Origin of the sequence: Candidatus Amarolinea aalborgensis, from assembly GCF_900491745.1 — a bacterium.
GTDB lineage: Bacteria > Chloroflexota > Anaerolineae > SSC4 > Amarolineaceae > Amarolinea > Amarolinea aalborgensis.
This window is the reverse complement of record NZ_UETR01000003.1, coordinates 65663-91317: the sequence shown is the minus strand read 5'-3', so window position 1 is coordinate 91317 and position 25655 is coordinate 65663. Positions and strand designations below refer to the sequence as shown.

Here is a 25655-nt window from a genome sequence, read left to right as displayed (position 1 = left end):
CAGGAGTTGAACTAGGGATTGAATAGTCATCCCAGGCATAATCCGTGCAGGTCGCATCCACGCGGCCGGCAACCGTTGATTTTGTTTGGAGGCATGACTCATGACATCCTGGATGGCTCTCCCCTCGCGCCTTAGCCGCCGTTTGCGCGGGCGTTCCACCTCACGCCGGCTCTACAACCTGCTGTCCTACCTCTTGTTGATCACCCTGCTGATCGGCCTGCTGCCCCCGCCGGGTGTTGACGCCAGCGCCGCGGAAAATAGCGCGGCCGGCGCGCCTCAAGCCGCGCCCGTCCCGGAGTCGTCCTCGCCGCCGGTAGATCATGCCGCGTCGACGCTGACCGGCGCGCTGCGCTTTTCGCCGGCCGTGGATACGGACCGCGATCCCAGCACCAACCCACTGCCGACAACGCCGCTCGCTGTGCTGCGCGTTGGCGGCGACGGCCAGGAAGTGCGCTACACCCAGCTCGACCTCGCCGTGGAGGTGATACCGGATGCGGCTCAACAGAACCCGGCCGGCACGCCCGTTACGTTTCATCTGTGGAACGCGTCGCGTCAGGTTGACCTGGAGCGCCGCACGACAGCCGACGCCTGGGGGGCGGCCGGTGTGCATTTTGTGCTGGACGATCTGCACCTGGGCGGCCCCTTTTTCTACAGCGCCAGCGCGCCCGGTTTAGGTCCAACCGAAGTGCGCACCTTCGATGTGGATGCACAACGCATCGGCCATGACACACAGCTCGGCGCCGCCAGCCTGACCACCCATTTCGAGCCGGATGGCCGCCTGGTCGTAGATGTGACCTCGACCGTCGCCATAGATGAGGGTCTCGACGCGGTGCAGCTCACCGCCCTGCACCTGATTCCCGCAGGCGCCGCGGAGCCGGACAAAGAGCTGCTGCCGCCCCTTGTCGCCCGCCGGTTGGATGCCTATCACGCGCGCGCGGAAATTTATCTTGATGCCGGCTATTACCTGCTCAACGCCACCGTGCTGTCAGGGCATGTCGAAGCCAGCAGCCAACCGGTCTTTGTCGAAGTAACAAAGCAGGTTGCGCCGCCCGTGGCTCAGGTCGAGCAGATCGGCAATGTCAGCGATGACCTGACCACCGCGCTGGTGCAATATCGCACACCCGACGGCTACGCGGCCCTGCTGACGCGGCGTCTGGCCGACCTGCCGACCGAGGCCGCGACGCCGCCGCCATCGGCGCCGGTCTTTGTGCAGAGCGAACGCAGCGGCCCCTTTTCCTGGCGCACCGTGACCTACACCTCGACGGTGCAGGTGCAGGCCGACGACCACAAGAAGCGCGTCGTGGTGGACGGCTTTGCCTACGACCCGCTCGCCCGGCGCTATGACATTCGCATCGAATCGCTGATGCCAAAGACGGTCGAGGACAAGCTGACGGTGCAGGTGCTTGGCCCGCACGGCGTGGTGATCTATGAAGAAACCGCGCCCATCCTGCTCGATCCGGCCGCGCCGTTGACCTACCAGGTCAGCGTGCCGAGCGACCGCGGGGAGCCATCCGGGCTGCGCATCATCGTGCATGACCCGGCCGACATTTCCTGGCTCTTCCAAAAAGTCGGCGACCTGGTGCAGACCGTGTACGACTACCTGCGCCGCCCCATCAACGACGCCGGTTTCTCGATCACGGCCTCGTTTCGCTTTCAGCTCAAGGTGATCGAGATTGACGTCGGCAGTTACGCCGTGGTCTGCTCCGAACTGTGCGAGACCAAACCTTCGGGTCTTTTCTTCAAGCCCGGCGATTGGGTGGCGACGATCACCACCGGCGTGCGCGATTTTCTGCGCAACCAATACCGCGATGTCGCGCAATTGGATGACCTGGACAAGATCATCGCCAAGTTGGGCGAGGGCATCCCGCTGGGCAGCCTGACCCTGACCACGACATTGGGCGCCCGCTACACGCGCGTGTTGATTGACCCGGCCTCTTGTCCATCGCAGCAGGCGCTGCAGGCCGCCAAGGATCAACTCAAGGCCAACGCGAACGCGCTCAAGGAGATTGCCAAATTTGTTACCTTCCGCTTCAAGACAATCTCCGAGACCTTCCAAAGCAAAGCCAAGATACGCTTCACCATTCCCGGCCTCTGGTTCCTGGGGGCGGAACTGGCGCCGGTCTTTGCCTTCAAACTGGAAGCAGACAAGACTCCCAATGAGCTGGGCATCTTCGGTGAATTCAACCTGGAGGTCGGCGGCAAGTTCGGCCTCAAGCTGAAGGCATCGGCCCTGCTCGACCTGGTGATCAGCATTGCCAACGGCTATCAGTATATCACCTTTGTCTATCGCCTGGTGGAAACAGCCAAGACCATGGACACCGTCTTCAAGGTGATCAGCGAAGCGCAGAAGCAGTCAGTCGGCGGCGGCTGTGGCGGCGGCGGGAGCAGTGGGAGCGGCGGCACCGGCGGCGGTGGCAAAAAGAACCCGCCGCCGCCCAACGGCTCGCCCGATGATCGTCGTGACGCCTCGCTCAACGATCATGACCCCTCGCCGGCCGGCCTCAGCGGCGACTTGCAGTATTACCAGCAGCAGGTGTCCATCGCAGATCAGGCCGGCTTCACGCACGCCGCCGCTTACTACCGCGTCTCCCTGGCGGCCACCGAGCTGGCGATCTTCGAGGCCGACACGCAGAAGATGATCAGCCACACGCTAGAAATGGACGCCATTTACCAGGCGGCCGACGTGCAGGTGCGCAGCCTGATCAGCGGCACCGTCCTGCCGCCTCCAGGGCAGACCATCACCGACGCAGTGCAGTCCGCTTACACCGATTTTTACGTCCAGCTCGACAACACAACTTTCGATCGGGAGCGCCGCGTGCTGCGCGATGCGCTCGAGTTTGCCCGCCGCATCTACGCCGGCCTGCGCGGTCAGGAGCTGGAGCTGCAGCGGGAACTGCGCCAGATGACGAGCGCGACCGGCGTGGGCATCCTGGACAGCGGCCTGGTCTTCGATGCGATAGGCGCCATCGGCAGCCTCGGCATCAAGGCGCGACCGGTCGAGATCGTGGCCGGCACCGGTACGAGCCGCCTGGCCGAAAGCCGCTATGTGGACCCCTACCAGGCCCCGCCGGTGGTCATCGTGCCCAGCGGCGGGCTCTATCGCTACCAGGAGAGCGCACAGGCGCGCGCCTGGCTGGCGACTTACACCGCGATTGGCGGCACGCTCGTCGTACTGGCGCAGGCTGACAGCCCCGATTGGGGGCTGCTGCCCGGCGGCGAGGTGCAGGGCCTGGGCTACTTCCAGGACATCCTGTGCAAGGATGCATCCGTGCGCATCATCAACGCCTCCGCCTGGATCACCGGCCTGGACCGCGACCGCCCCAACATTCAGGTGGATGGCTCCTTCACGCAGTGGCCGACCTCGGCTACCGTGGTCTTGATGCGCACCACGGGCAACCAGATGCCCGCCATGATCGAGTATCCGTACGGCGCCGGCCTGGTCGTGGCCACGTCCGCGTACCCGGACTTCTACATGAACGGTCTGCAAAGCGATGATGACATTATCTTCGCGCGCGCCCTCTTTGGCGTGGCCGCGCTGCGCGGCGGCGCATCGCTCTTGGCGACAGTCGCGCCCGGCCAGACGGTCAGTTTCAGCACGCCAGTCACCAACACCACGGCCCTCACCATGACCGAAGTGACTGTCTGGGACGATTATTACGAGCGGCGCCTGGGCGAGAGCTGGCGCTGGGCCGTGCATCAACCGAATCCCACGCGGGCCGTGCAGATCATCACCTTGAACCCGCCGCTGGCGCCTGGAGCCGCGGCCACGGTCGCGTTCAACTTCCCAGCGCCCGAACGACCCGGCATTCTTCGCATCGGCTATTTCTTGGGCGGCAATCCCAGCTTCGATCCAAACACCTGGGGCTACTCCGGCGTCATTCCCGGCCCCTTCTACCAGGTGCGTTCGGCAGCCGTCAAAGCCGATCTGTTCAACTTCCGTCTCACCAGCGACCAACCCGACTACCCCTTCGGCGCGGTCGCGACGCTGACCGCCACGCTGCGCAATGACCGGCCGGTGGCGCGCACCTTCACCCTGGCAGCCGTGAGCGGGCTGCAAGCCGCACCGCAAACCGTGACCGTGGACCCGCACAGCGTCATCACGCAGACCTATACCACCGTGGTTGCCAAGTCGCACCTGGTGCGCCTGGAAGCGCAAGAGGACGGCGAAGTGGTCAGCCAGGCGATTGCGCCGCTCAGCCTGCGCGTCCCCTCGATCGGCCTCGATGCCACGCCGACCAGTGTCGTGGCGGGCCTGGACGCCACGGCCATCATCACCGCCAGCGTCCTGAACGGCGTACCCGGCACGCCGGTTGACTGGGAGGTGCGCCGCAACGGCGTGCTCATCACCTCTACGACGACTTCGCTGGTCGCGGCCGTCGGTTACTTAACGACCGTGCTGAATGTGAACCTGCCCGCGGCTGCGGCCGGCGCACAGTATACCGTGCGCGCGGCCCTGCCTGGCGGGTTTCCGGCGCAGACCGTGACCATCCCCGTGCGTGCGCCGGCCACTGTCTTCGATGCGGCGCTCACCACGTCTCCCACCATCGGCCAGCGCACCGCAGGCGCGGTCTTGGTCGGCCTGGATGATGCCGGTTTCGAGGGCACGGCGCGCCTCCAAACCATCCTCAACCTGTACGGCTCTCCTCTGAGCGCCGGGCCAGTCATCACCGTACCGATTGGCGGTGGTTTCCAAACGCTGGATCTGGACCTTGACTTGCCGGCCAGCCTCGATCTCTACGCCTACTACACCGTCGTCGTCAGCATGACCTCGCAGATCACGGGCGACTTCGGCGAGCTCAGTCGAGCCGCGGCCAGCGCGTCAACAACCGCCTACAGCTTCCCCCTGACGGTCAACGCGCCCGGTCTGACAGTGGCCGACGCGCAGGTGAACGCCGGTCAGGCGCTGACCGCACGCATCGTGCCGCCGCCCACGGGCGCGCAGCTGCCAGCGGGCGGCCCTTACAACATCTACCTGCACAGCCAGGATTACAGCTTCACCTATTTCACCAGCGTGCCAACCGCTACGGTGACAGCGGACGGGTTGGAAGTGACACTGACGGTGCCCGATTTGCCCAAGAGCGGCAACTACGGGTTGGAGGTCAGCACCCCGCGGCTCAACAGCTGGTACACCAGCGCCACATTCCGTGCGGCGCCCTACGATCTTGTCCTCGATGCCCCAGGAAACGTGCAGGCCGGGGCATCGCTGCCGGTCTCTCTGACGAACCGCGGCGGCATCAGCACGACCTTGACCGGCAGCCTATCCCTGCTGGACGCCGATGACATCCAGGTCGTCTCGCTCGCCATCACGGAGACGCTCCCGCTGAGCGTCACGCGCGCGTTCACGCTCACGGTTCCCCAGGGCGTACGTTCCGGTTCCTACCACCTGGCAGCCCAGGGACGCGATCGAGTCAACAGCTTCGTTTCTCTGCGCCAGGCCGTAGCCGTGACCGGCGCCAGCGCGGCGCTGGGGGTCGTCACCGATGCGGATGTGTACGCGCCCACCGACACCGTCACCACCACGAGCACCGTGACCACGCCGACCGCCCTGGCCGGCGCCAGTTTGCGCCTGCGCGTGCTCAAGCCCAGCCCGCGCGTCGGCGGCTGGGATGGATGGTTCAGCCAACAGGGCGACGCGGGGCGCAGCGGGCACATTGCCCAGACCGCAACCGCGCCGTTTACCGCCACGTGGACCGTGTCAGGCGATCCGGGTGCGCTGCCCGCGGCCGTGGATGACCTGGTGATTCTGCTTCTGGCTGCCGATAGCAACACCAACCTGCCCAGGCGCCTGGTCGCGCTGGACAGCACCAGCGGCGATGCGCGCTGGGGCCCGCTGGAAATTCCCGATGCCAACCGCCTCGTCATCAACCATCGCTATGCCGTCGTCACGCGTGGCTATGAGGGCGCCATCGCCGCGTACGATGTTCACAGCGGCGCGCTGGTTTGGTCGCGCACGCTCGACAACCCCGGTCTGCTCTTGGCCTCCGACACGGCGTTGGTTGTGCGCACCAACAATGGTTTCGAGGTGCTCGATCCTGATGGCGGCAACACTCTACGCACCATCGCGGCCAGCGCCAACGACGCGCTCCTGGCTGATGGGCGTCTCTTCGTTGGCGTCAACAATAGCCTCAACGCGTATGACATTGGCACGGGTGATGCCCTGTGGAGCGTGACCCTGCCAGAGAGTCCGTCGCTGGTCGTCGCCAATTCCGGCTACGTCGTGACGTATTACTGGACCTACAATCCGATGGCAAACCAGTATGAGCAGCATACCGTGGCGTTTGCGGCGCCCACCGGCGACGAGACCAGCAGCACCGTTTTCCCTGAGGCCCAGTTCGATCCGGCCAGCACCGTCCTGACCGATCATGAGCTGTTCCTGGCCACACGCGTCTACTCTGACACGGGGCGCCTGGACAGCATCGAGGGCCTCAACCTGAATACCGGCATCCGGCGTTCGCTGCTGGCGTACGAGAATCAGGAGTACGTCATGGTGGGCGCGGCCGACCGCCTGGTGATCTATCGCATGAATAGGTTTGGTGGGTCGTCTAAGCTGATGCTGGTGGCGCTGGACGGCACGGTCCTCTCCGAGCAAGACACCGTCGCGGCCAATCTGCCGGCGAGCGTCGAATCGCTGGCGCTGAGCAGCGCCGGCCTGGTCGGCGGCTACACGCCGGGGGAAACACGGCAGGCTGGAGCTGCTGGCGCCCAGGCTCAGCGCCCCGATTCCGAAACGGTCTTCTACGCCCTGCAGGCTGCCGCCCCCATCGGCAGCGCCGACACCCAGGGCGACCCGATCGTCCTGCGTGAGGAATGGCAGGCGGTCAATGGCGCCGGCGTGTTGACCTACCCGCGCGTGCTGGATGCGCCCAATCTGCTGGACGATCCGCGCGCGCGCGGCGCGCTGCTCCTGGAAGGCACGCTCTTTGGGTCACAACCGGCCGCAGCGCCTCCCAGCAGCCGCCAAATCCTGGCGCGCGCCAGCCACGCGTTTGCGGTCAACGAGATTGGCCTGACCCTGACGGCCGATCGGGCACGCTATCGCGCCAATCTGCCGGGCTACCCCGCGGATGACGCCCTGGCGACGGTTCATCTGACCGGCTCGGTCAACAACAGCGCCGGCGTCACGCGTACGCTGCCGGTGACGATCACGCGCAGCGATGGCGCGACGATCTACACGGCGACTTTGCCCAACATCCCGCCAGGCGCGCAGGCCAGCTTCAGCGCCAACGACCCCACGCCGCCGGCCGGATCGGTGGTTTACACCGCGACGACCGAAGGCGCGCTCAGCGTCGCCACGGTCGTGCAGATCAACCCGGCCACGTTGGCCGCCAGCGGTCAATTCGTACCGGCCAGCATTGCCCTGGGCGAAACGGCCGATCTGCAGGTCTTTCTGAATAACGCGGGGGCAGTCCCGGCCCTCGCCACCGTAGACATCGGCAATGGCCCGCAGGCCATCCAGCTCGACCCGGGCCAAGACACCACCCTGACCCGCAGCGTCACGCCGACCCTGGCGGGCGCCTACACCGTCAGCGTCGTTTACAGCGGCGACGTCAGCCGCACGGATAACATTGTGCTGCAGGTTGCGGACCAGACCGTCAGCGCGACCATCACCCCGACCGGCGTGCTGCGTAACGAGGGCAGTCTCATCGGCGCGGGTCAACGACCCAGCGCCGGGCCTGACCTGGTGCAGGGCGATAACGCCGGCCTGGCCTTTGTGCTCGATAACGCCAGCCCGGCCACTTTCGATGTCGTGGCCGACTACAGCCTGAGCGGCCCGGTCAGCCGCGCCGGCTCCGAGCTGCGCACCATCGCCCCGGGGATCAACAGCATCAGCGTGCCGCTGGGCGCCGTGCCCGTCGGCGACTACAGCGCCAGCCTGACCGTGCGCCATGCGCGCCTCGGTCACGTGATTGGCAGCGCCACGCTGAGCTTCCGCGTCGTGGCCCCGATCTATCACCTCACGGTGGACGTGCAGGCTGATCCCATGGACGAACAGCAGACGCAGCAGGTCTATGTGACGGCCAGGAGCGCCTACAGCAGCGAACAGCCCTGGCGCGGCGCGCTGGTCATCGAAGACGGCGACGCGGTGGTCTCCACCACGGCGCTGACCCTTTACCCCGGCGATGCGAATACGACCTATCTGACCCTGGACTTGAGCCAGCGGTCGGGCGGGCACACGCTGCGCGGCCGCCTGGTCACGGCCGATGACGCGGCTGCCGCCAGCGGCCAGCTTTCCATCAACGGAGCGCCGCGATGGGCGCCGCAAGCCGTGCTCACCGGGGCGGCGGCCACGGCCGGCAGCCCGGGCGGCGCGGTCACGCTTTCGGCCCTCATCACCAACAACGGGCCGGCCGGCGACATGCCGTTGACCTACCTGCTGTTCGATCAGGAGTACCAAGTGTTGACCCCGGTGGCGGGCTACACCACGGCCGCCTATGATTTTACCGTCACCGCGCCGCCTGACCTGGTGGATGGCCTCTACGCGGCGAGTGTGCGCAGCGGCGACAGCGAACAGCGCGCCACGGTTGCCATCAGCGGCATCCAGATGACCCTGGCCCAAACCCTCGACGCGACCAGCTATGCGCCCAACACACCGGCCACCTGGACGATCTCCCTGCACGGCCTCAGCGGCGCGAGCGCGCTCTACGACGTGGCGCTGCGTTATGGCACACAGACTCTGACGCAGACCGTGGGGCTGGGCGCAGGCGACGATGTGGTGATCCCGTGGACCTTCGACGTTGGCCCCAGCGGCGACCGCGCGAGCGTGCTCGTGCAAACGCACGCGCTGAGCCCGGAGCAGACGCGCCACAACCTGATCATTGACAGCCGTTGGATTCCGGTGCGGGACGATCCTGACGTGTGGCTGGAATCGGATCGCGCACGCTACCAATCGGGCGAAACGGTGCATCTCACCTTGCACCTGCAGCGGCCCGTGGACGGCGCTTTTGTCTTGGCGCCGGCCGCGATCCCGCTCTCCTCGGCCCCGGACGCGCCGGGATCGGTGCTCTGGACCAGCCTGGCGCTGACCGAAACCGTGCCGATCACCCGGCCTGCCAGCACCGCAGGCGTCTTCACGATGGATTACGCGCTGCCGGCCATGGTGCGCAGTGGGCGCTACTTCTTCACCTACGGCTACGACGGCGAAGTGCGCAGCCTGCCGGTGGATGTGTTTGGGGTTGATCTGCAAACCGAGCAGTTGGCGGTGCAGGCGGCGGGCGCAAGCGCAGCGCCCCGGCGCGGGCCGGCCGCTCCCTTGCCTCAAGGCCTGCTGCCTGGCAGCCCGATCACGGTCACGGCCACGCTGCGCGTCAACCGGCCTGTGCCCAACGCAGCGGTCTCGGCCTACGCGCTGGCGCCTGACGGCGCGCTGCTCGACCTGGGCGCTGCGGCCCGGCAGATCATCTCCCTGCCGGCGGGGGCGACCCCAGTCGTTCTGCACGGCATCTTGAATACGACACAGCCTGGCGCGCACCAGATCGTGCTGGAAGTCATGGACAGCGCGTCTGGCAACATCCTGGGCGGCGACGCGGCGACCGTGGATGTCGGCGCGGCCACCATCACCGGTTTGGGCGCCGACCGCGGCGTCTACAGCCCCGGCCAGCCGGGCAGCGGCGCGGTCAGCCTCTTCGGCGTCGGCGCGACGCAGGTGCTGGTGACAACCTCCGACAGCACGCCGCTGCTCAGCCAGAGCGTGGTGCTGACCGGCTTCGCGCAACTGACGTTTGCCATCCCCACGGCCACGGTGCGCGACGAAGTCCTGCTGGCGACCGTGACCGACAGCCAGGGCATGACCTCGACCCGTCAGTCAGCCTACAAGGTGGCCGACGTGTTCGACACGACGCAGCCCGAGGTGCAGATCACCGCGCCGCTGAACGCCGCGACCGTGCCCATGCCGGTAGGCCAAAGCCTGATCACCGTCAGCGGCATTGTCACCGAGGAGACCGGGTTGGATTTCGTCCTTGTCAACGGCATCACGGCCACGGTCAACAGCAGCGCCTGGAGCGCATCGGTGCCGATCACCGTCGGCCTCAACTTCATGCAGGCCGTGGCCGTGGATCAAGCCGGCAACGTCAGCAAGCCTGACTTCGTTGGCATCAGTGTGGAGCCGAACTACGGCATCAGCCTGAGCGTCGTCCCGACGACGACCGTGGTGGGCGGCGTAGTGGCATACAGCGCCCTGGTGACCACCAGCTACCCGCTGACGGCCGAGGTCGCCTTCCCCTTCAGCACGTACGGCCTCAATCCGTTGAGCGGCGCGGCCTCGACCGGCGCCATCACCCTGACGCAGCCTGTGACCTGGACCGGCTTCGTTGCTCCAGACGTCCCCGTGACGCTGACGTGGACGGCGCAGGCCACGCAGGCGGTCACGCGCACCGCGTTCGCCGTCGTCGCCGGCGAGGGAATGTTGGCGCGGTCGAGCGAGCAGATTGACATACGGGTGGATGGCGGCATCTGTCCTGACTTCGATCACAGCGGCGTGATTGACATCGCTGATCTGATCGCGATTGCCGGGCTGTGGGGGCAGCCCGCGCCGGCTGGCTATGATCTCAATGGCGATGGCTTTGTGACGATTGTGGATATCCAGATGGTGGCGGCGCGTTGGGGCACGAGCTGTTAGCGAACGCCGACAGCTCGGCGCTTTCTCCCAAAACGCCGTGAACGATAAAACCGCTGACCGCGAGATGCTCGCGGTCAGCGGTTTCGTGGTTGTCAAAGCGCAGCCCGCCGGCCACACTGTCCAGCGCCTGCCCGGTGAAGCGGCGCAGCGACTTCGGCGAGCTCAGTCGAACGCTTGCCGAAGGGGCTTGTAGCGAATCTCCGGCAGCCGAACTCTGCTCTCGTTGACCGCTTTCTCTGCCACGAATTTCACGAATTCTCACGAATCGAACTCTTACCTTCGTGGCAATTCGTGCCATTCGTGGCAAAAGTCCACCCGCCGTGCTGCCCAGGCCTGCCCTGAGCCTGCCGAAGGGTGATCGGTCGCCAGCCAGCGCACCACCCCGTTGACCCGCAGCGCAATCCGCTGACCGCCAGCCTGGTAGTACTTCGTGATCGTCGTACTGCCTCCGCTGGTCGTCTGCTCGTAGATGGCCCCCGCGTACACCGTCGTGCTGCTGCCAATCACCGCCTTCACCCGGTTGCCCCTTCGGCGGCGCTCAGGGCAGGCTCTGCCGTCATAGACGTGGCTCGCCGTGACGCTGCTGAGAATTTAGCGATTGACTCGTATCTGCTTCCCGTGTGTATGTTCCCAACGCAGTGTAGTAACAAGAAAGAAACAGAACGCGCCACTACCAAGAGATCCCCCTGCGGCCATCACGAAGGCGAGCATAGTCGTCACAGTAGCAATGCCTGAATCAGGCAAACCCCGAACCAACAATGTGGACAAGCCAACGGCCAGGGGAATGAGTCGGTATAGACGGCCAATCACGGTAGAGGTTCGATTTTGTGCTTCACGCAGAGGAGGCTCAGAGTCATAAGGATTTACTAGGCCCGTCTGCTTATCCAGCACGCCAAAAGGACCCTGTGGAATGTCAGCGAGATAAAGCCGATCATGGTTCGCTCGATAGCCTACGAAGATCAGCCCGATGATCATCACGCCAATTGTCAGCCCTGCAAATACCTGGAACAACTCTGTTTGCCCGGCGGACAGGATTCTCCACAAAAGCACACTCTGGAGGAGAGACCATCCTGTCATAGCAACAACCTGGAACGCCCTGATATGAGCCACCCGATTGGATGCTAATTCTATTAGGGCGCCAGCTACGACGTAGAAAAGGCACAAGGGCCACAGTCCAAGAGGTAGTTTTGCGTTGACTACGCTGAAAAACCCTATTCCCATGAAAGAAATAAGTGCAGCGCACAAACCAAACAGAAACGCCGAGAAAGGGCCGCGGTGGGCATCAGTAAATTTACGCATACCTGGTACCTATCTGAAAAACTCGCCGTAGCTGCCAACCCAAGAGCGTATCGTTGGCCTAACGACAGGAGCGATGAGCACGTCCCAGGAAACGCTACCGCCAATCGAGCCGCCAAGAAATCCAGCGATACCGCCTACCACTTGTCCGCCAGTGGGAACCATAGCTTGCCCCGCCAACGCCAGGACAGGTGTCAACACCGAAGTTGTCAGCGCAGAAAACGCCAGTCCGCCAGTATCCACCGCCAGGTCGGTAACTACCTCGTAGGGGTGGTCATGGTTGCGCAGATGTTGCACCACATTGGGGCCATAGTTGGCGACGATTCCCATCGTTTTGATGACCGGTTCTGGGAATGGGACGAACACAGCGGTTCGCCCTGCCGCGCGTGCGGTCACTGGAGTGAATTTGGAAACTACCCGCGGCAATTCATTGTAAGCTGCCACAATCGCCCAATACACGGATGGGCGATTGATGCGCTGCGACGGCGGTACATACGGATGTGGTGTCGAGGTTGGCGTCCACGGACCTCCTGGCCCCACCCATGCTCCCCCATATGGGGTTGCCGTTGGAGCAACCCATTGCGGGTCTGGAGTTCCAGGCATCATCATTGAGGGGGCAGGAGTGAGAGTTGGCAAACACACGACGCTGATACAAGGCCCGCCGTAAGCCGGCGGCGCCGCTGGCAGCGCAGGATCAGGCCCGTTGCAGTTACTGGCTCCCTCACATTCTCGGTGACCCGAAGGATCCACGTAGCGCAGAGGATTATTTCCGACATAGCTGTACCGATTCAAACTCTGCGGATTGCCCGGCTGCGGCACGATCGTATCCGCCTGGATGAACCGCCCCAACGCCGGATCGTAGTACCTGGCGTTGTAGAAATACAACCCACCCGCGACGTTGTCCAGCACCTGCCCGGTGAAGCGGCGCAGCGTCGGCGTCGCGCCGAAGGGCGTGCCGCGTGACTCGCCCCAGGGTTTGTACCACAGTTCTGCGGTGCGCGCCCCGCTGACGCCGTCCGCGGTGACTGCGGTGCTGCCCAGGTGATCGCTCAGCAGCCAGGAGAGCGTCCCCGCCACACGCACTGCGATGCGCCGGTCGCCGAAGGTGTAGTATTTCGTGTGCGTCGTCGTGCTGCCAACCACTTTCTTTTCGTACAAGCTACCGACGTAGGTGATCGTCTCGCCGTTCAGCACGCTCTTGATGCGATTGCCATCGGCGTCATAGGCGAAGCTGGCTGTCGCCGCGCCGCTGATGCTGACGAGCCGACTCTCGGCATCGTAGGTCAGGGTGTACGTGCTGCCGCCCACTGTGCGCCGCCGCATGTTGCCATTCTGGTCATAGCAGTAACTGCTGCTGCCCGCGGTCACCGCCGCATGCGGCTTGCTCAACGCACCCTCTGGGCAACTGCTCGCCTGCACACCGTAGCTGTACGCGCCCACCCCAGTTTTGGTGGTCAGGTTGCCGTTGGGAGCGAAGCCATAGGTCTCAGTTGGGTAGACGCCATTCGCACCACCGCTCGCCACAGCGTTGACCAACCGGTTCAGCCGGTCATACGTGAAGTCCTGTTGCTGTGGGCTGCCAGCCTCCCAGTCTTTAATCCAATCCACGTTGCCGACCGCATCGTACACATAGGTCAGGTTCTGCAAGCTGCTGAGGTCCCCCGGTATCCCAGCCGTCAGCTGCTGCAAGCGCCCTTGCCCGGTGACGGTCGTCCAGGGGTAGTAGCTGAACCCCACCTGCACCACGGCCGGGTTTCCCAACACCCGCTGCGTCACCCGCCCTGCCACATCATACGTCGTGCTCTGCACATAGTCAAGCCCCGTGGTGTAAATGCGCCGCAGCAGCCCCTGGTCATTGTAAACAGAATTCACCGCCTCCCCGCCAGGGTAGACCAACGGCGTCATCCGATCGGCCGGGTCATACCCTCGCTGCGTGACGAACGTCCCGCCGCCTGTCCAGTTGATGACCTTCATCTCTTGGATCACCCGCAGATCGTAGACCCAGGCTATGCTGCTCAAGAGGTCGCTCGTACTCGTGTGCCGGCTCGCCTGCCTCGATCGGCATGACCTAATTCGATGGTACGCAGTTTCTCTATCCAGCGCTGCCAGATCTATCTCGGGTACGTCTGCCGACCATGTCCAGTGCTCGGCCACCTATGTTGCCGCTCATCCACAGTGTGACGGCGACAGCCAGCGCGACCGCTGGCGTCTGCCAATCGCTCCAGGCGATCAGCTTCGTAGCCAGCAGCACACAGAAGGCTACCACTGCGACTAGAGTCTCTATGGTCCTCACGAGAGCTCGCCTTGTGCCGAGCGAGTATAGTATGAAGAATGCAATCAGCAGTACGTGTCCACTGATGGGCAGGCGATACGTCAAGCGCACTATGGAAAGGAAACAGATGCAGCCCACTTGTAGTATCAGAACCAAGCTGGCCCACTTCGTCGCCAACTTCCATAGGGCGAGAGCATCAGCCACCAAGATCCCTAGAAAAGGAAAGGCCATCACCATATAGCTGAAAGGAGCTTCAATGTCCAGCGGCACAGTTCCTCGGATCACCTGGGTTGGCCCCTTGACCAACAACCACCCTACCCCGGCTATTGTGAAGCTAACAGCGCACAGCAGGTGGATTTGCGGTAGCCTATCTTCCTTGATCGGTTCCTGGCTATGTACTGAACTAACGAGAGTTCTCAGAAATCTATGTCGTCGCAAGCTCACACCTGACACTACGGCAGCGCAGATCGTATCGCAGGACCACACACCTCAGGAATTGGCCCGTCAGAGAGGCCTGGTGCCTTTGTGTTGTAGATTCTATGGACGGTATGTGTGTCCAAGTTAACCTCAAAGTAAGTACAGAACCCGCGGAACTGGGCCAGCAGATACGCATATCTTCTTCCTGTCACCATACCCGTCGGTGACTTGGATTCCTCGACTACTACCGGAAAGTCCTGCAAAGCAGTCGCGACCTCAGAATATGTTGTCCGATTTACGGGAAACCGCTGCTGCACAGTCTGCATGAGCTCGGTCGTCGTCACGCGTGTTTCGGCTTGACAGAAAAGGTCATTTGACTTCAGCCGCAGCGCCTGGCACAGTTTGGCTTTATGCTCCTCATCTATTGCTTTGACGGTCCAGGGATAGCGCGCCGCCTGACGGGTCTCGTAACGGTGGATGCTGTCTGGAATCTGCGCAAGCCCGCATCCAGCCAGAAACATGACACATATCAAGCCACACAGCGCCGATCTGACTTTGTCCCCAGCCGAGAACGTAGACGACTTAAGATAGCGTAATTGTGGCATGGCTCGCCTCCTCAACGGAAAAGATCAACCGCTCGCTGCATCCAGACGGACGGCCACCAGTTCGTGCCGGTAGATTTCCAGAAGTCATAGGCTGGCCCGGCCGGCGCGCTGAGGTTAGCCCGCATCCAACCGCCAGCCTGGTCAACGGTGAGTTCACCAGAACGCAACATTTGGCCCATCTCCATCCCTTTCAAGGAAAGGAAGTAATCTTCCCAAGATGTTCCGCGCTCCTGAGGTGTCTTAAGCGCCTCCGTCGGATCCGCCATCTCATGTACGACATTGGCGACTAAGCCAATACCTTTGCCAAGATTTCCGCCTTGAGCGGTCGTGTTGACATTCGCCCAAAAGTGATACGGCTGGTTATGACCATCTTGGTAGTTCGGATTGAAACCGGTATCCCCGAAGTTCGGCAAGTTGAGTGACGCGCCGCCAAGAAACTCTTTACCTTTCAGCAAAAATCCACCTAGGAGAGTGAACGTGCCGCCGCTCCCTACCAGGGTGTAACTGACATCATCCGAGGTAGTAACAGCGTCTTTGCCATACAAGCCAGCAAATCCCCACAAATCGATCACCGCATCGAGCGCTGTCATTTCGCCGACTGTGACTTGTTTCTCTAGGAATCGTGCATACCCACGCAACGAATGACGTCGAGCGCCTGCAGGTTGATCCTTGTATCCCGCCCAACTGCACTCATCTGGTCCATCACCATAGCATGGTATATGGCCGCTGGGATCTACAAACTTGACGGGATTGTTCACCGTGTACGAGTATCTATTGAGCGCCTGCGGATTCCCCGGCTGCGGCACGATTGTATCGGCCTGAGTGAACCGCCCCAGCGCCGGGTCGTAGTATCTCGCGTTGTAGAAGTACAGACCGATGCTCGCATCCTCGCGTTGACCCGTGAACCGGTACGTCGTCGGCGTCGCGCCGAAAGGCGTGCCGCGTGACTCGCCCCAGGGCTTGTACCACAGTTCCGCGGTGCGCACCCCGCTGACGCCATCCGCGGTAACTGCGGTGCTGCCCAGGTGATCGCTCAGCAGCCAGGAGACTATCCCCGCCACACGCAACACGATGCGCTGACCGCCCACCTGTTGCACACTACGTCTGACCTTTGAACTGTCTCAGCCTTCATTGGCACCATGGGTCTGAGCGGTGTAGATCGTGGAGGTGTAGCCGCACGCGAAGGTGTTTTGCTACACCGGGCCAACGTCGCAGGGCGCGAAGCCCAACTTGAGACGGATACTCGCTACCTGTCAACCTTCAGGACATCGTAGAAAGGCTAATGGTCAAACCTTCAAGACATCGTGGAAAGTTCCTTAACAACCAAACCTTCAGGACATCGTAGAATTCGGGCGACGGTGTTACGATTCACCCAAACGGGACGTAAGGTAAAGAAGGTGGATCATGACACAATTCGACAACGCTGACTGCAAAGCTGCGATTCATCTGCTGCGCAGTGGAAAGACGCCCGCTGAAACGGCCGAAGAACTGAAACGATCTTTGGCCTGGGTCTACAAATGGTGGAAGCGGTATCTGGCGGAAGCCGACTGGCATGCCCTGGAAGAGCAGTCGAGGGTGCCGAAACGACAGCCGACGCGGCTCTCGCAAGTGACGTGCCAGGCGATTCGGCAAGCTCGCAGCGAACTTGAGGCTGAGGCCAACGAACCGGACAAGCTGTCATACATTGGCGCCCATGCGGTTCGATCTCGATTGCGGCAGAAAGGCATGAGGCCGCTACCTGGTGTGAGCAGCATAGAGCGCGTGTTACACCTGGCCGGCATGACGCGACCTTATCACCCAGCCGAGTCCGTGGAGATTATCTATCCGCATGTACGTCCGCTGCATCCGCACGAGTTGATCCAGGTCGACATCTTTCCCCGCTACCTAACCGGGGGTGACCTCGTGTCCTGTTTCAATGCGCTTGATGTGGTTTCGCGCTATCCACACGGGGAGCAGCACTTGACTAAGCGCTCCGGAGATGCCGCATCCTTTCTGCTCCACGTCTGGCAGGAGTTGGGCATCCCCACGTACACGCAGGTAGATAACGAAAGCTGTTTCAGCGGCGGGTTTACTCATCCAGCCGTCTTCGGTAAAGTGGTGCGTCTGGCCCTGCTGGTTGGCACACAACTGGTCTTCTCGCCAGTCTACCACCCAGAGAGCAATGCCTTTGTCGAACGCTTCCATCAAGACTACGGCCAAAATGTGTGGGACAAAGTGCAACTACCCGACCTTACCGCCGTGCGCACGCATTCGGCGATCTTCTTCACCAGCTATCGGAGCAGCCAACACCATTCGGCCTTGAATGGATGCTCTCCGGCCGAACTGCATTTTGCCACCCCCATCCGGACTTTGCCGACCGGCTTTCGAGTGCTAACCCCCTTGCCTGTCAGCGTCGGCGAAGTGCACTTCATCCGTCGGGTCACTCAAGAACGCACCGTCTCCGTCCTCAATCTGAAGTGGGATGTCCCCGCAGCGCAGCCTGATCAGGGCGTATGGGTCACGCTCGCCATCACGGCTCGAACCGCTACGCTGCGTGTCTACGACACCGCACCAGATGTCAGCCAACGTCTTTGCCTGGCCGAGCATCCCTTTCCAATCAGGAACCCGGTACAACAAACTGCTCCACCGTCCCGACACTCGGATGACTCACCGTCTTGGCGCACTCGACTCGGCAACCTCGCCAAAGCGGTTCTCTCCCGGTGTTTTTCTACGATGTCCTGAAGGTTCATGGTTGTTAATGTGCATCACTTCATTCTACGATGTCCTGAAGGTTGACAGCTACCTGTTAGCGATCTCTCATTGACTTGCAAGTCCCGCTTCCAAGCATATGTGGCGCGGTGGATTAACAACAGGCCATCGCGAAAGCGAAGCGATTGCCGGGTGTGAACACAGCCTGTCCCAGTTGGGTTCAACATTCAGCTCATCTGCAAGTATTTGCAGCGCTATTTGGGTCAGGAAGTAGTTCCTAAGACCCATAGCCACAGGTGTCGCCTTGGCTGACAATGCGTCGATATGGATCACCGCCAGGTCGCCCCGTTCAGTAAGGAATGCCACCGTATCGTATTGACGAAAACAGTCTACAGGCCAGAGAACAGGTATTGAAGATGATAGATTGTCTTCCTGGTCCGCTGTCCAGTCCTCACATCTCTGCCGTTCGACCCAGATTCTCGTAAATCGCTCGATCCGTTCTGCCCATAATGACGCTGCATTCTTCACACCATCGAAGGGATAGGCGTGCATATAATAGATTTGCAAATCACTAGGAACTCCTTGGCCCGTCCGATGTATCACTCGCTCCAACTCCTGCGTTTCCACGTCTGATGGACGCCAGTCTGCAAAAGAGACTGACAGAGAGTCCTCGGTTCCTCGCAGCCACTCCAAGAAACCAGTGTCGAATCCATCTGGGGCTTGATCAAGTAAATGCCACATTGACTATTTCCTCCACAATAAACCCTTGAGAGCGTTCTTGAACTGGTTCCATGTCTGTCCTGGACCTTGCACAATCTCGTGGTGGTATGGAACCAATTCTGGGATCGTTCCATCTGTCTTGACGACTGCCATTCCCAGGTCACGAACCTCACTGTGCGTCACTGTCAATATGTCACCCTGCAGGTGTGTTGAGATCTGTTCATCGGTCGCACCAATGTGAACCGATAACCCGGTTTCGCTCTTTCTTAAGAATCGATCCTGTTCGCTCCTGAAGGCACGCTTTAGTATTGTACTGCTTCCAAGCACCCCACTGGCCGCCAAGACTCCAATCCCGTGAGCTGCATTCCCGCCATAACCAGACATCGCCTCGAAGATTACGCCATTGGTGGTCGCTGCACCCAATGCTAACCCACCGAGGTTCGCTACGCCTAACTCCGCTTGAGCTTGCGCATATCCGGTCGAGATGATTCCGTTGAATTCTTCGGTTGATTTGATTGGCTGATAGGCACCGACGCTTTCTCCTGGATGCGTCCGGTAATACTGATAGTACGCTTGCTTGGCGCCGATCGGGTCCAGTCTTCCTCGCAGCAGTTGCATTTCAATGGTGTGGAGGACGTCTGTGTCGCCACAACCCCCATCTGCGCTCGTTCCACAGATCGCTGCGTGGCCGCTGGGATCTGTGAACCTGAGCGGTTGGTTTCCGACATAGCTGTACCGATTCAAGCTCTGCGGATTGCCCGGCTGCGGCACGATCGTATCCGCCTGGATGAACCGCCCGATGACTGGATCATACCAGCGTGCCCCATAATACAGCAACCCCGATCCGCTGTCCCGCCGCTGACCCGTGAAGTTGAAGGTCGTCGGCGTCGCGCCGGCCGTGTAACGCGGCGCGCCGTAGGGATAGTACCTGATCTCGGTGTTGGTGTTCAGCCGATTCCCCGCGCTGTCCAGGGTCAGCGCCGTGGAGCCGAGATGATCGGTCAGCAGGTAGTAGAGCGCGCCGCCGCTGTTCTCCGCCACGAGCACCGAACCGGCGTCATAATACTTCTTGACGACGCCGTTGTCTACTTCGTAATAGTTGCCGATGAAGACGCGCGTGACGCCAGCGATGGTCTCCTTGACCCGGTTGCCATCGCCATCATACACGTAACTCGCCGTGACGCCCCCGGACATCGCCGTCAGCCGGTTCTCGGCGTCGTAGGTCAGGGTGTAGCGTTGTTACCGATAGCGAGTGGTGTAAATTTGCACGATGACCTTGTCAGCGAGTTGTCTCAGGCCTATTGATACTGATCAATTCTGGGTACACACATGCTTTGACTATTTCTCCGGTTCAATGGTCTTGATCAAATGGAAACACCCATGTTGAAGGGCGATTATCGATATTGAGCGATTGCCCCTGGAACCTAAGGGTAAACAGTGACTCGTCTGGGAAATCATTCATGCGGATCTCGCATTTGGCGCCGTCTATGTAAGCGTAGTATTCCGGCCCTTCTCCTTCTGGTTCCACCGAATGCCAGACAATTCGTTCTTCGAATAAGGCGGAGATAACATCCATTATGAACCTCCAGTAATCATTATTTAATGCCGAATCTGTCATTGACAGCTTGATTGGGTGTTACGCTTCCCTGAATAATACGTTTCCATAACTCCGTACCTGTGTAGCCTTGTGCGCTGTACTTATTCACATAGTACGTAAAGTCTCGGATTGGGAAGTCTTTGTCAAGTTGCGATGCTGCTGCTTGATCCACCATCATAGACCGAGCTTGTACCTTAAGTGCATTTCGCTGTGCATGCACTTGTTCCGCCAGCTCGCGAGTGGGAGGCCCGCTTGTGTCGATCTTTCCTGCCTGATCGCTGTACCACTGCCTAACCTCATTACTCGGTAGTAATCGCGCGGTTGAAGGTAAAGCAGTAGGGCCGAAACCAGGATCGCCAACGGCATCACTAGCCCTAAAACTCGACTGTCCAGCGCCCACTTGAACTTGTGGAGCGCCAATGCAAAACAAGTCACCGACCGCTTGTCCGACAAAATTGCCAATAGCATTGCCAAGGATACCGGCAAGGATGATTTCTCCGAAGTGGCGGCCATCCATTTGATCAGCCAGGTAAGCCTGCACCCAGGGGCGGCGATCAAGGACGCTGAAGCCGGTATAGTAGGTATCGTTACTACATTCCCCGCCTTGCACGCCGCACTCAAAACGGTGCCCAGTAGGATCATTGTACTTGACCGGATTATTCGCCGTGTAGGCGTACCGGTTCGGTGCCGCTGGATTCCCCGGCTGCGGCACGATCGTATCCGCACTGATGAACCGTCCCAACGTCGGATCGTAGTATCTCGCGTTGTAGAAGTACAGACCGATGCTCGCATCCTCGCGTTGACCCGTGAACCGGTACGTCGTCGGCGTCGCGCCGAAGGGCGTGCCGCGTGACTCGCCCCAGGGTTTGTACCACAGTTCCGCGGTGCGCACCCCGCTGACGCCGTCCGCGGTGACTGTGGTGCTGCCCAGGTGATCGCTCAGCAGCCAAGAGAGTATCCCCGCCACACGCACCGCGATGCGCCGGCCGCCGAAGGTGTAGTATTTCGTGTGCGTCGTCGCGCTGCCGACCACCTTCTTCTCGTACAAGCTGCCGACGTAGGTGATCGTCTCGCCGTTCAGCACGCTCTTGATGCGATTGCCGTCGGCGTCATAGGCGAAGCTGGCCGTCGCCGCGCCGACTTCGGCGAGCGGCTCGACTGAGCTCGCCGAAATCTCAGTCGAGCCGCTCGCCGAAGTCTCAGTCGAGCCGCTGAGGTCAGCAGGCTGCAAACAACCAGCAGATGAACGACCAGCCGCGGGCGCGCCGTCGGTCGCGGGATAGGAAGGCGCCCTGAAGAGCGATGGAACGATGAGGAAGGCCAACGGGTCATGACAACAGACTCCTTTCATGCAGCGAACGGAACGACGCGGGGTCAGGGACATTTCCTGACTGCCAAAAGGATGTCTCAGGCCAGAGAGGACTTGCGCGGGCTGTGCAAACTGCCTGTTGGGTCGTAAAGCCGGGAGACGGGACGATCGTTGGCCTGTTTATAACACCACCGCGTCTGTTTGTCAAGAGGCGATTTTCAGTTTTCAGGCGGGTGCATTTCAAACTGGGGGCATGTTGGGCGATTGAGGCTTCGTCGTGAGCTCAGTCGAACGATCGCTGCAACCACTGCCAAGCCTAACCTGCGTGGGCTGCACCGCGAAACTGAAATGCGCCCGCTATGAGATGCGAGCCCCTCCCGGACGGTCAGGCCCGATAGGGCCTTTCACCTCGTAGCCCGATCCGTTCACGATCGGGCGGCGTTGGTTGCGCGCACGCCATCCGGTGCAACCCCGCCGGAGGCCAAAGGCCATCCGGCTACGAGGTGCAAGCCCCTCTGGGGCTACGCCCCCAATTTGAAATGCACCCTTTTCGGGCGCGACAACGTCGCTGCTAATGCCTCAACATTTGCCGATGTGCGCCAGTGATGGTAATATCAATTACATGGCCAAGCCAATCATCATTACGGTAGACGACGAACTGCAAGTCCGCAACGCCATTGAGCGCGATCTGCGGCGGCATTATCGCGGCGATTATCGCATCGTGAAGGCCGCTTCGGGCGCGGAGGCGCTGGACGCCGTGCGCCAGTTCAAACAGCGCAACGATCCCGTGGCGCTGCTGCTGGTTGACCAGCGCATGCCCGAAATGAGCGGCACCGAGTTTCTGCAGCAGGCCATCATCTTCTACCCCGAGGCGCGCAAGGTGCTGCTCACCGCCTATGCCGACACCGAAGCCGCCATTGCCAGCATCAACCGCATTGGGCTGGATTACTATTTGATGAAGCCGTGGGATCCGCCCGATCAGCACCTCTACCCGGTGCTCGATGGCCTGCTGGACGATTGGTGGCAGACCGTGCCCGTGCCCTTCGATGGGATTCGCGTCGCGGGCACGCTGTGGTCGCCGGCGTGCCATGATGTCAAGGATTTCCTGGCGCGCAACCGGGTTCCCTACCAGTGGCTAGATATCGAGACCGACGCCGCGGCGCGCCAGCTCGTGGAGAGCGCTGCGCCCGGCCCCGTCCGCCTGCCCGTCGTCTTCCTGGCCGATGGCAGCGTGTTGATCGAGCCAGACCTGCGCACGTTGGCCGCCAGGGCCGGCTTGCAGACGCAGGCCACGCAGCCGTTCTATGATTTTGTGATCGTGGGCGCCGGTCCGGCCGGCCTGGGCGCCGCGGTCTATGGCGCGTCCGAAGGCCTGCGCACCCTGCTGCTCGACAAGCACGCGACCGGGGGTCAGGCCGGCACCAGCTCGCTCATCGAAAACTACCTCGGCTTTCCCAAAGGCCTCAGCGGCGCGGAACTGGCGCAGCGCGCCACTGTGCAGGCGCGCCGCCTCGGCGCTGAGATTCTGACCGCGCAAGAGGCCGTGGCCGTGCGCGTCGAAGATCCCTACCGCTACGTGCGCCTGGCCGACGGCACGGAGATCGGCTGCCGGGCTGTACTGATTGCCACCGGTGTCACGGTCAAACGCCTGGCCGCGCCTGGCGTGGAGCGATTGACAGGCGCGGGCATCTACTACGGCGCCGCGCTGACCGAAGCCGCCAATTACCGCCAGCAGCACGTTTTTGTCGTGGGCGGCGCCAACTCGGCCGGCCAGGGCGCGCTCTTCTTCTCACGCTACGCCAGCCAGGTCAGCATGGTGGTCCGTGCTGCTTCGCTGGCGACCAGCATGTCACAGTACCTGGTCAACCAGATTGCCGCGACACCGAATATCGAAGTTCTTACGCACACCGACGTGATCGAAACCCTGGGCGCGGCGCGCCTGGAAGCGTTGACGCTGCGCCACAGCCAGACCGGCCAGGTGCAAACGCTGCCCGCGGCCGCGCTCTTTCTATTCATTGGCGCAGCGCCGCACAGCAGCCTGGTGGCGGGCGTGGTGGAACGCAACAGCGCCGGCTTCATATTGACCGGACAAGATTGGCTGCTCGATGGCAAGCGGCCGCCCGGCTGGCGCCTCAAGCGTGACCCGTTCTTGCTGGAGACCAGCGTGCCTGGCATCTTCGCCGCCGGTGATGTGCGCCAGGGCGCGGTCCGCCGTGTGGCCTCGGCCGTCGGCGAGGGCGCCATCGCCGTCAGCCTGGTGCATCAGTATCTGAAAGCGGTATGAGCACCTACACCTTCCTGCGCAAAATTCCCTTGTTTGCCGACCTGCCCGACGACGACCTGGAGCGCCTGTGCCAGATGGCTGACGAGGTCACGTTGGAGGCGGGGCAGTCGCTTTTCGCCGAAGGGGACGCCGGCGACCGCGCCTACATCATCCGCGAGGGCGAAATCGAGATCTTCAAAGCGACAGCCGGCCGCCAGATACTGTTGGCCGTACGCCAGCCCGGCGAGGTGATTGGCGAGCTGTCTCTGCTGCAAGATTCGCCGCGCACCGCGACCGCGCGCGCCCGCACCGCGGCCACTTTGATCACCATTCGCCAGGATCAACTGGGACGCCTGCTGCGGACCAGCCCATCCGCGGCGCGGGCCATGTTCGAAACCGTGCTGGCGCGCTGGCGCGCCACGGAGACCATGCTGCGGCAGAGTGAGAAGATGGCGCAGCTCGGCACGCTGTCTGCGGGCATTGCGCACGAGTTGAACAACCCGGCCGCCGCGGTCCATCGAGGCGCGGACCAACTGCGCGACGCGCTGCCCGCGCTGCTGACCGCGCAGGCCGCGCTGCACGCACTGGGCTTGCCGCCGGCGCAGATGGCGCGCCTGGAGGCGTTGGCCGCGCAGGTGCAGCAGCAGGCCGCCGAACCGCTGCCGCTCGATGCGCTGACCCGCAGCGACCGCGAAGCAACGCTGGAGCAGTGGCTTGAGCGCCGCGACGTGCCCGACGCCTGGGAGTTGGCCCCCGCCCTGGTTGAGGTTCAGGCGGATGAAGCGTTTCTGGCGGACCTTACGACGACGTTCGCCAGCGATGCGCTGGCGCCTGTTGTGCGTTGGTTGAGCGCCATCTATGCCGTGCACAGCTTGTTGGCCGAACTGACGCAGGGCGCTGCGCGCATCACAGACATCGTCAAATCGTTCAAGTCTTATGTCTACTTGGATCAGGCGCCGACGCAGGCGGTCAACGTGCACGAGGGGCTAGATCACACCCTGCTCATCCTGCGCCACAAGCTCAAGGGCATCCAGTTGAAGCGGGAGTATGCGTCTGACCTGCCGCGCATCGAGGCTTACGGCAGCGAATTGAACCAGGTCTGGACGAATCTGCTGGACAACGCCGCGGACGCGTTGGATGGCAAGACCGACGGTCAGGGCGAGATCATCATTCGTACGCGACTCGAAGACGGTTTTGTGGTCGTGGAGGTGCAGGACAATGGCCCGGGGATTCCGGCCGCCGTGCTGCCGCGCATCTTCGATCCTTTCTTCACGACCAAAGCGCCTGGGAAGGGAACCGGTCTGGGGCTCGACATCTCTTACAACATCGTCGTGCACAAACACCGCGGCGACATCAAGGCCTTCTCACAGCCGGGCAAGACCTGTTTCCAGGTGCTGCTTCCGGTGCGCGCCGACACAGCGATGTCGGCGCCGATCCCCCTGGGGCCAAGTCAGCGGCCAACGGATGCTGAATTACGGCATATCCTCGAAGAATCGCGCACCATTGCCGTCGTTGGTATTTCGAACAAACCGGAGCGCCCAGCGACGACGGTGCCAGCCTATCTGCAAGCCCACGGCTATCGGATCATCCCGGTCAATCCGACGCTGATGGAAGTGCTGGGCGCCAAAGCCTATCCTGACTTGATGTCCGTTCCCGAACCGGTGGACACCGTGCTGATCTTTCGTCGCAGCGAAGAGGCGCCGGCCATCGTGGAGCAGGCCATCCAGATCAAGGCGGCTGTCGTCTGGATGCAAGAGGGGATTATTCACGAGCAAGCGGCCGACCGCGCACGCCAAGCCGGTCTGCAGGTCGTGATGGACACTTGCATGCGCCGCACGCATCAACGCCTGTTGGGCGGGGGGAAGTGAATTCG

At 62.1% G+C, this 25655-nt stretch carries 13 protein-coding genes; 4 read left to right on the top strand and 9 right to left on the bottom strand.

Annotated elements, in window-relative coordinates:
• The first annotated feature begins 100 nt into the window (after nucleotides 1–100).
• Nucleotides 101–10615, top strand: coding sequence for an outer membrane protein assembly factor BamB family protein (locus tag ACPQ6D_RS05175; protein ID WP_423223237.1), 10515 nt, complete (start codon nucleotides 101–103; stop codon nucleotides 10613–10615).
• A gap of 273 nt (nucleotides 10616–10888) precedes the next feature.
• On the opposite strand, the gene ACPQ6D_RS05170 is transcribed toward ACPQ6D_RS05175, so the two are convergent.
• The 5 genes from ACPQ6D_RS05170 to ACPQ6D_RS05150 all read right to left on the bottom strand — a co-directional run bounded on the left by ACPQ6D_RS05170 (nucleotide 10889) and on the right by ACPQ6D_RS05150 (nucleotide 16293).
• On the bottom strand, nucleotides 10889–11131 hold the full coding sequence (locus ACPQ6D_RS05170; protein WP_423223236.1) for a hypothetical protein: 243 nt from the start codon (nucleotides 11129–11131) through the stop codon (nucleotides 10889–10891).
• Nucleotides 11132–11206: 75 nt separating this feature from the next.
• Nucleotides 11207–11914 carry a hypothetical protein gene (locus ACPQ6D_RS05165; protein ID WP_423223235.1) on the bottom strand — a complete coding sequence of 236 codons (708 nt, stop codon included), beginning with the start codon at nucleotides 11912–11914 and terminating at the stop codon, nucleotides 11207–11209.
• A gap of 9 nt (nucleotides 11915–11923) precedes the next feature.
• The gene (locus tag ACPQ6D_RS05160; RefSeq protein ID WP_423223234.1) at nucleotides 11924–13930 is read right to left on the bottom strand and encodes an RHS repeat-associated core domain-containing protein; all 2007 of its coding nucleotides are present in this window, start codon (nucleotides 13928–13930) and stop codon (nucleotides 11924–11926) included.
• Nucleotides 13931–14635: 705 nt separating this feature from the next.
• A complete protein-coding gene (locus tag ACPQ6D_RS05155) occupies nucleotides 14636–15205 on the bottom strand; it encodes a hypothetical protein (RefSeq protein WP_423223233.1) in 570 nt (189 codons plus the stop codon).
• An 11-nt stretch (nucleotides 15206–15216) separates the two neighbouring features.
• Nucleotides 15217–16293 carry an RHS repeat-associated core domain-containing protein gene (locus tag ACPQ6D_RS05150; protein ID WP_423223232.1) on the bottom strand — a complete coding sequence of 359 codons (1077 nt, stop codon included), beginning with the start codon at nucleotides 16291–16293 and terminating at the stop codon, nucleotides 15217–15219.
• Between the two features lie 316 nt (nucleotides 16294–16609).
• Here ACPQ6D_RS05150 and ACPQ6D_RS05145 point away from each other — a divergent pair, with 316 nt between their 5' ends.
• Nucleotides 16610–17926, top strand: a complete 1317-nt coding sequence (locus tag ACPQ6D_RS05145; protein ID WP_423223231.1) for an integrase core domain-containing protein — start codon at nucleotides 16610–16612, stop codon at nucleotides 17924–17926.
• A gap of 75 nt (nucleotides 17927–18001) precedes the next feature.
• Here the strand turns inward: ACPQ6D_RS05145 and ACPQ6D_RS05140 are convergent, their stop codons facing one another.
• From ACPQ6D_RS05140 to ACPQ6D_RS05125, 4 genes are all read right to left on the bottom strand, one after another.
• Nucleotides 18002–18634, bottom strand: coding sequence for a hypothetical protein (locus tag ACPQ6D_RS05140; RefSeq protein ID WP_423223230.1), 633 nt, complete (start codon nucleotides 18632–18634; stop codon nucleotides 18002–18004).
• Nucleotides 18635–18637: 3 nt separating this feature from the next.
• Nucleotides 18638–19807, bottom strand: a complete 1170-nt coding sequence (locus ACPQ6D_RS05135) for an RHS repeat-associated core domain-containing protein (protein WP_423223229.1) — start codon at nucleotides 19805–19807, stop codon at nucleotides 18638–18640.
• Nucleotides 19808–19964: 157 nt separating this feature from the next.
• Entirely contained in the window at nucleotides 19965–20189 is a 225-nt protein-coding gene (locus tag ACPQ6D_RS05130) for a hypothetical protein (RefSeq protein ID WP_423223228.1), read from the bottom strand.
• Between the two features lie 19 nt (nucleotides 20190–20208).
• Nucleotides 20209–21441, bottom strand: coding sequence for an RHS repeat-associated core domain-containing protein (locus ACPQ6D_RS05125; protein ID WP_423223227.1), 1233 nt, complete (start codon nucleotides 21439–21441; stop codon nucleotides 20209–20211).
• Between the two features lie 700 nt (nucleotides 21442–22141).
• Here ACPQ6D_RS05125 and ACPQ6D_RS05120 point away from each other — a divergent pair.
• Nucleotides 22142–23803, top strand: a complete 1662-nt coding sequence (locus ACPQ6D_RS05120) for an FAD-dependent oxidoreductase (RefSeq protein ID WP_423223226.1) — start codon at nucleotides 22142–22144, stop codon at nucleotides 23801–23803.
• Entirely contained in the window at nucleotides 23800–25650 is a 1851-nt protein-coding gene (locus tag ACPQ6D_RS05115; protein ID WP_423223225.1) for a CoA-binding protein, read from the top strand. The genes ACPQ6D_RS05120 and ACPQ6D_RS05115 overlap by 4 nt, the downstream gene beginning before the upstream one ends.
• Nucleotides 25651–25655 lie beyond the last annotated feature (5 nt).

What these genes read in the sequence shown, in the direction of transcription:
- ACPQ6D_RS05175 (WP_423223237.1), top strand. Translation starts at nt 101, where the DNA reads ATGACATCCTGGATGGCTCTCCCCTCGCGCCTTAGCCGCCGTTTGCGC.
- ACPQ6D_RS05165 (WP_423223235.1), bottom strand. Translation starts at nt 11,914, where the DNA reads ATGCGTAAATTTACTGATGCCCACCGCGGCCCTTTCTCGGCGTTTCTG.
- ACPQ6D_RS05155 (WP_423223233.1), bottom strand. Translation starts at nt 15,205, where the DNA reads ATGCCACAATTACGCTATCTTAAGTCGTCTACGTTCTCGGCTGGGGAC.
- ACPQ6D_RS05145 (WP_423223231.1), top strand. Translation starts at nt 16,610, where the DNA reads ATGACACAATTCGACAACGCTGACTGCAAAGCTGCGATTCATCTGCTG.
- ACPQ6D_RS05140 (WP_423223230.1), bottom strand. Translation starts at nt 18,634, where the DNA reads ATGTGGCATTTACTTGATCAAGCCCCAGATGGATTCGACACTGGTTTC.
- ACPQ6D_RS05135 (WP_423223229.1), bottom strand. Translation starts at nt 19,807, where the DNA reads ATGTCCGGGGGCGTCACGGCGAGTTACGTGTATGATGGCGATGGCAAC.
- ACPQ6D_RS05130 (WP_423223228.1), bottom strand. Translation starts at nt 20,189, where the DNA reads ATGGATGTTATCTCCGCCTTATTCGAAGAACGAATTGTCTGGCATTCG.
- ACPQ6D_RS05120 (WP_423223226.1), top strand. Translation starts at nt 22,142, where the DNA reads ATGGCCAAGCCAATCATCATTACGGTAGACGACGAACTGCAAGTCCGC.
- ACPQ6D_RS05115 (WP_423223225.1), top strand. Translation starts at nt 23,800, where the DNA reads ATGAGCACCTACACCTTCCTGCGCAAAATTCCCTTGTTTGCCGACCTG.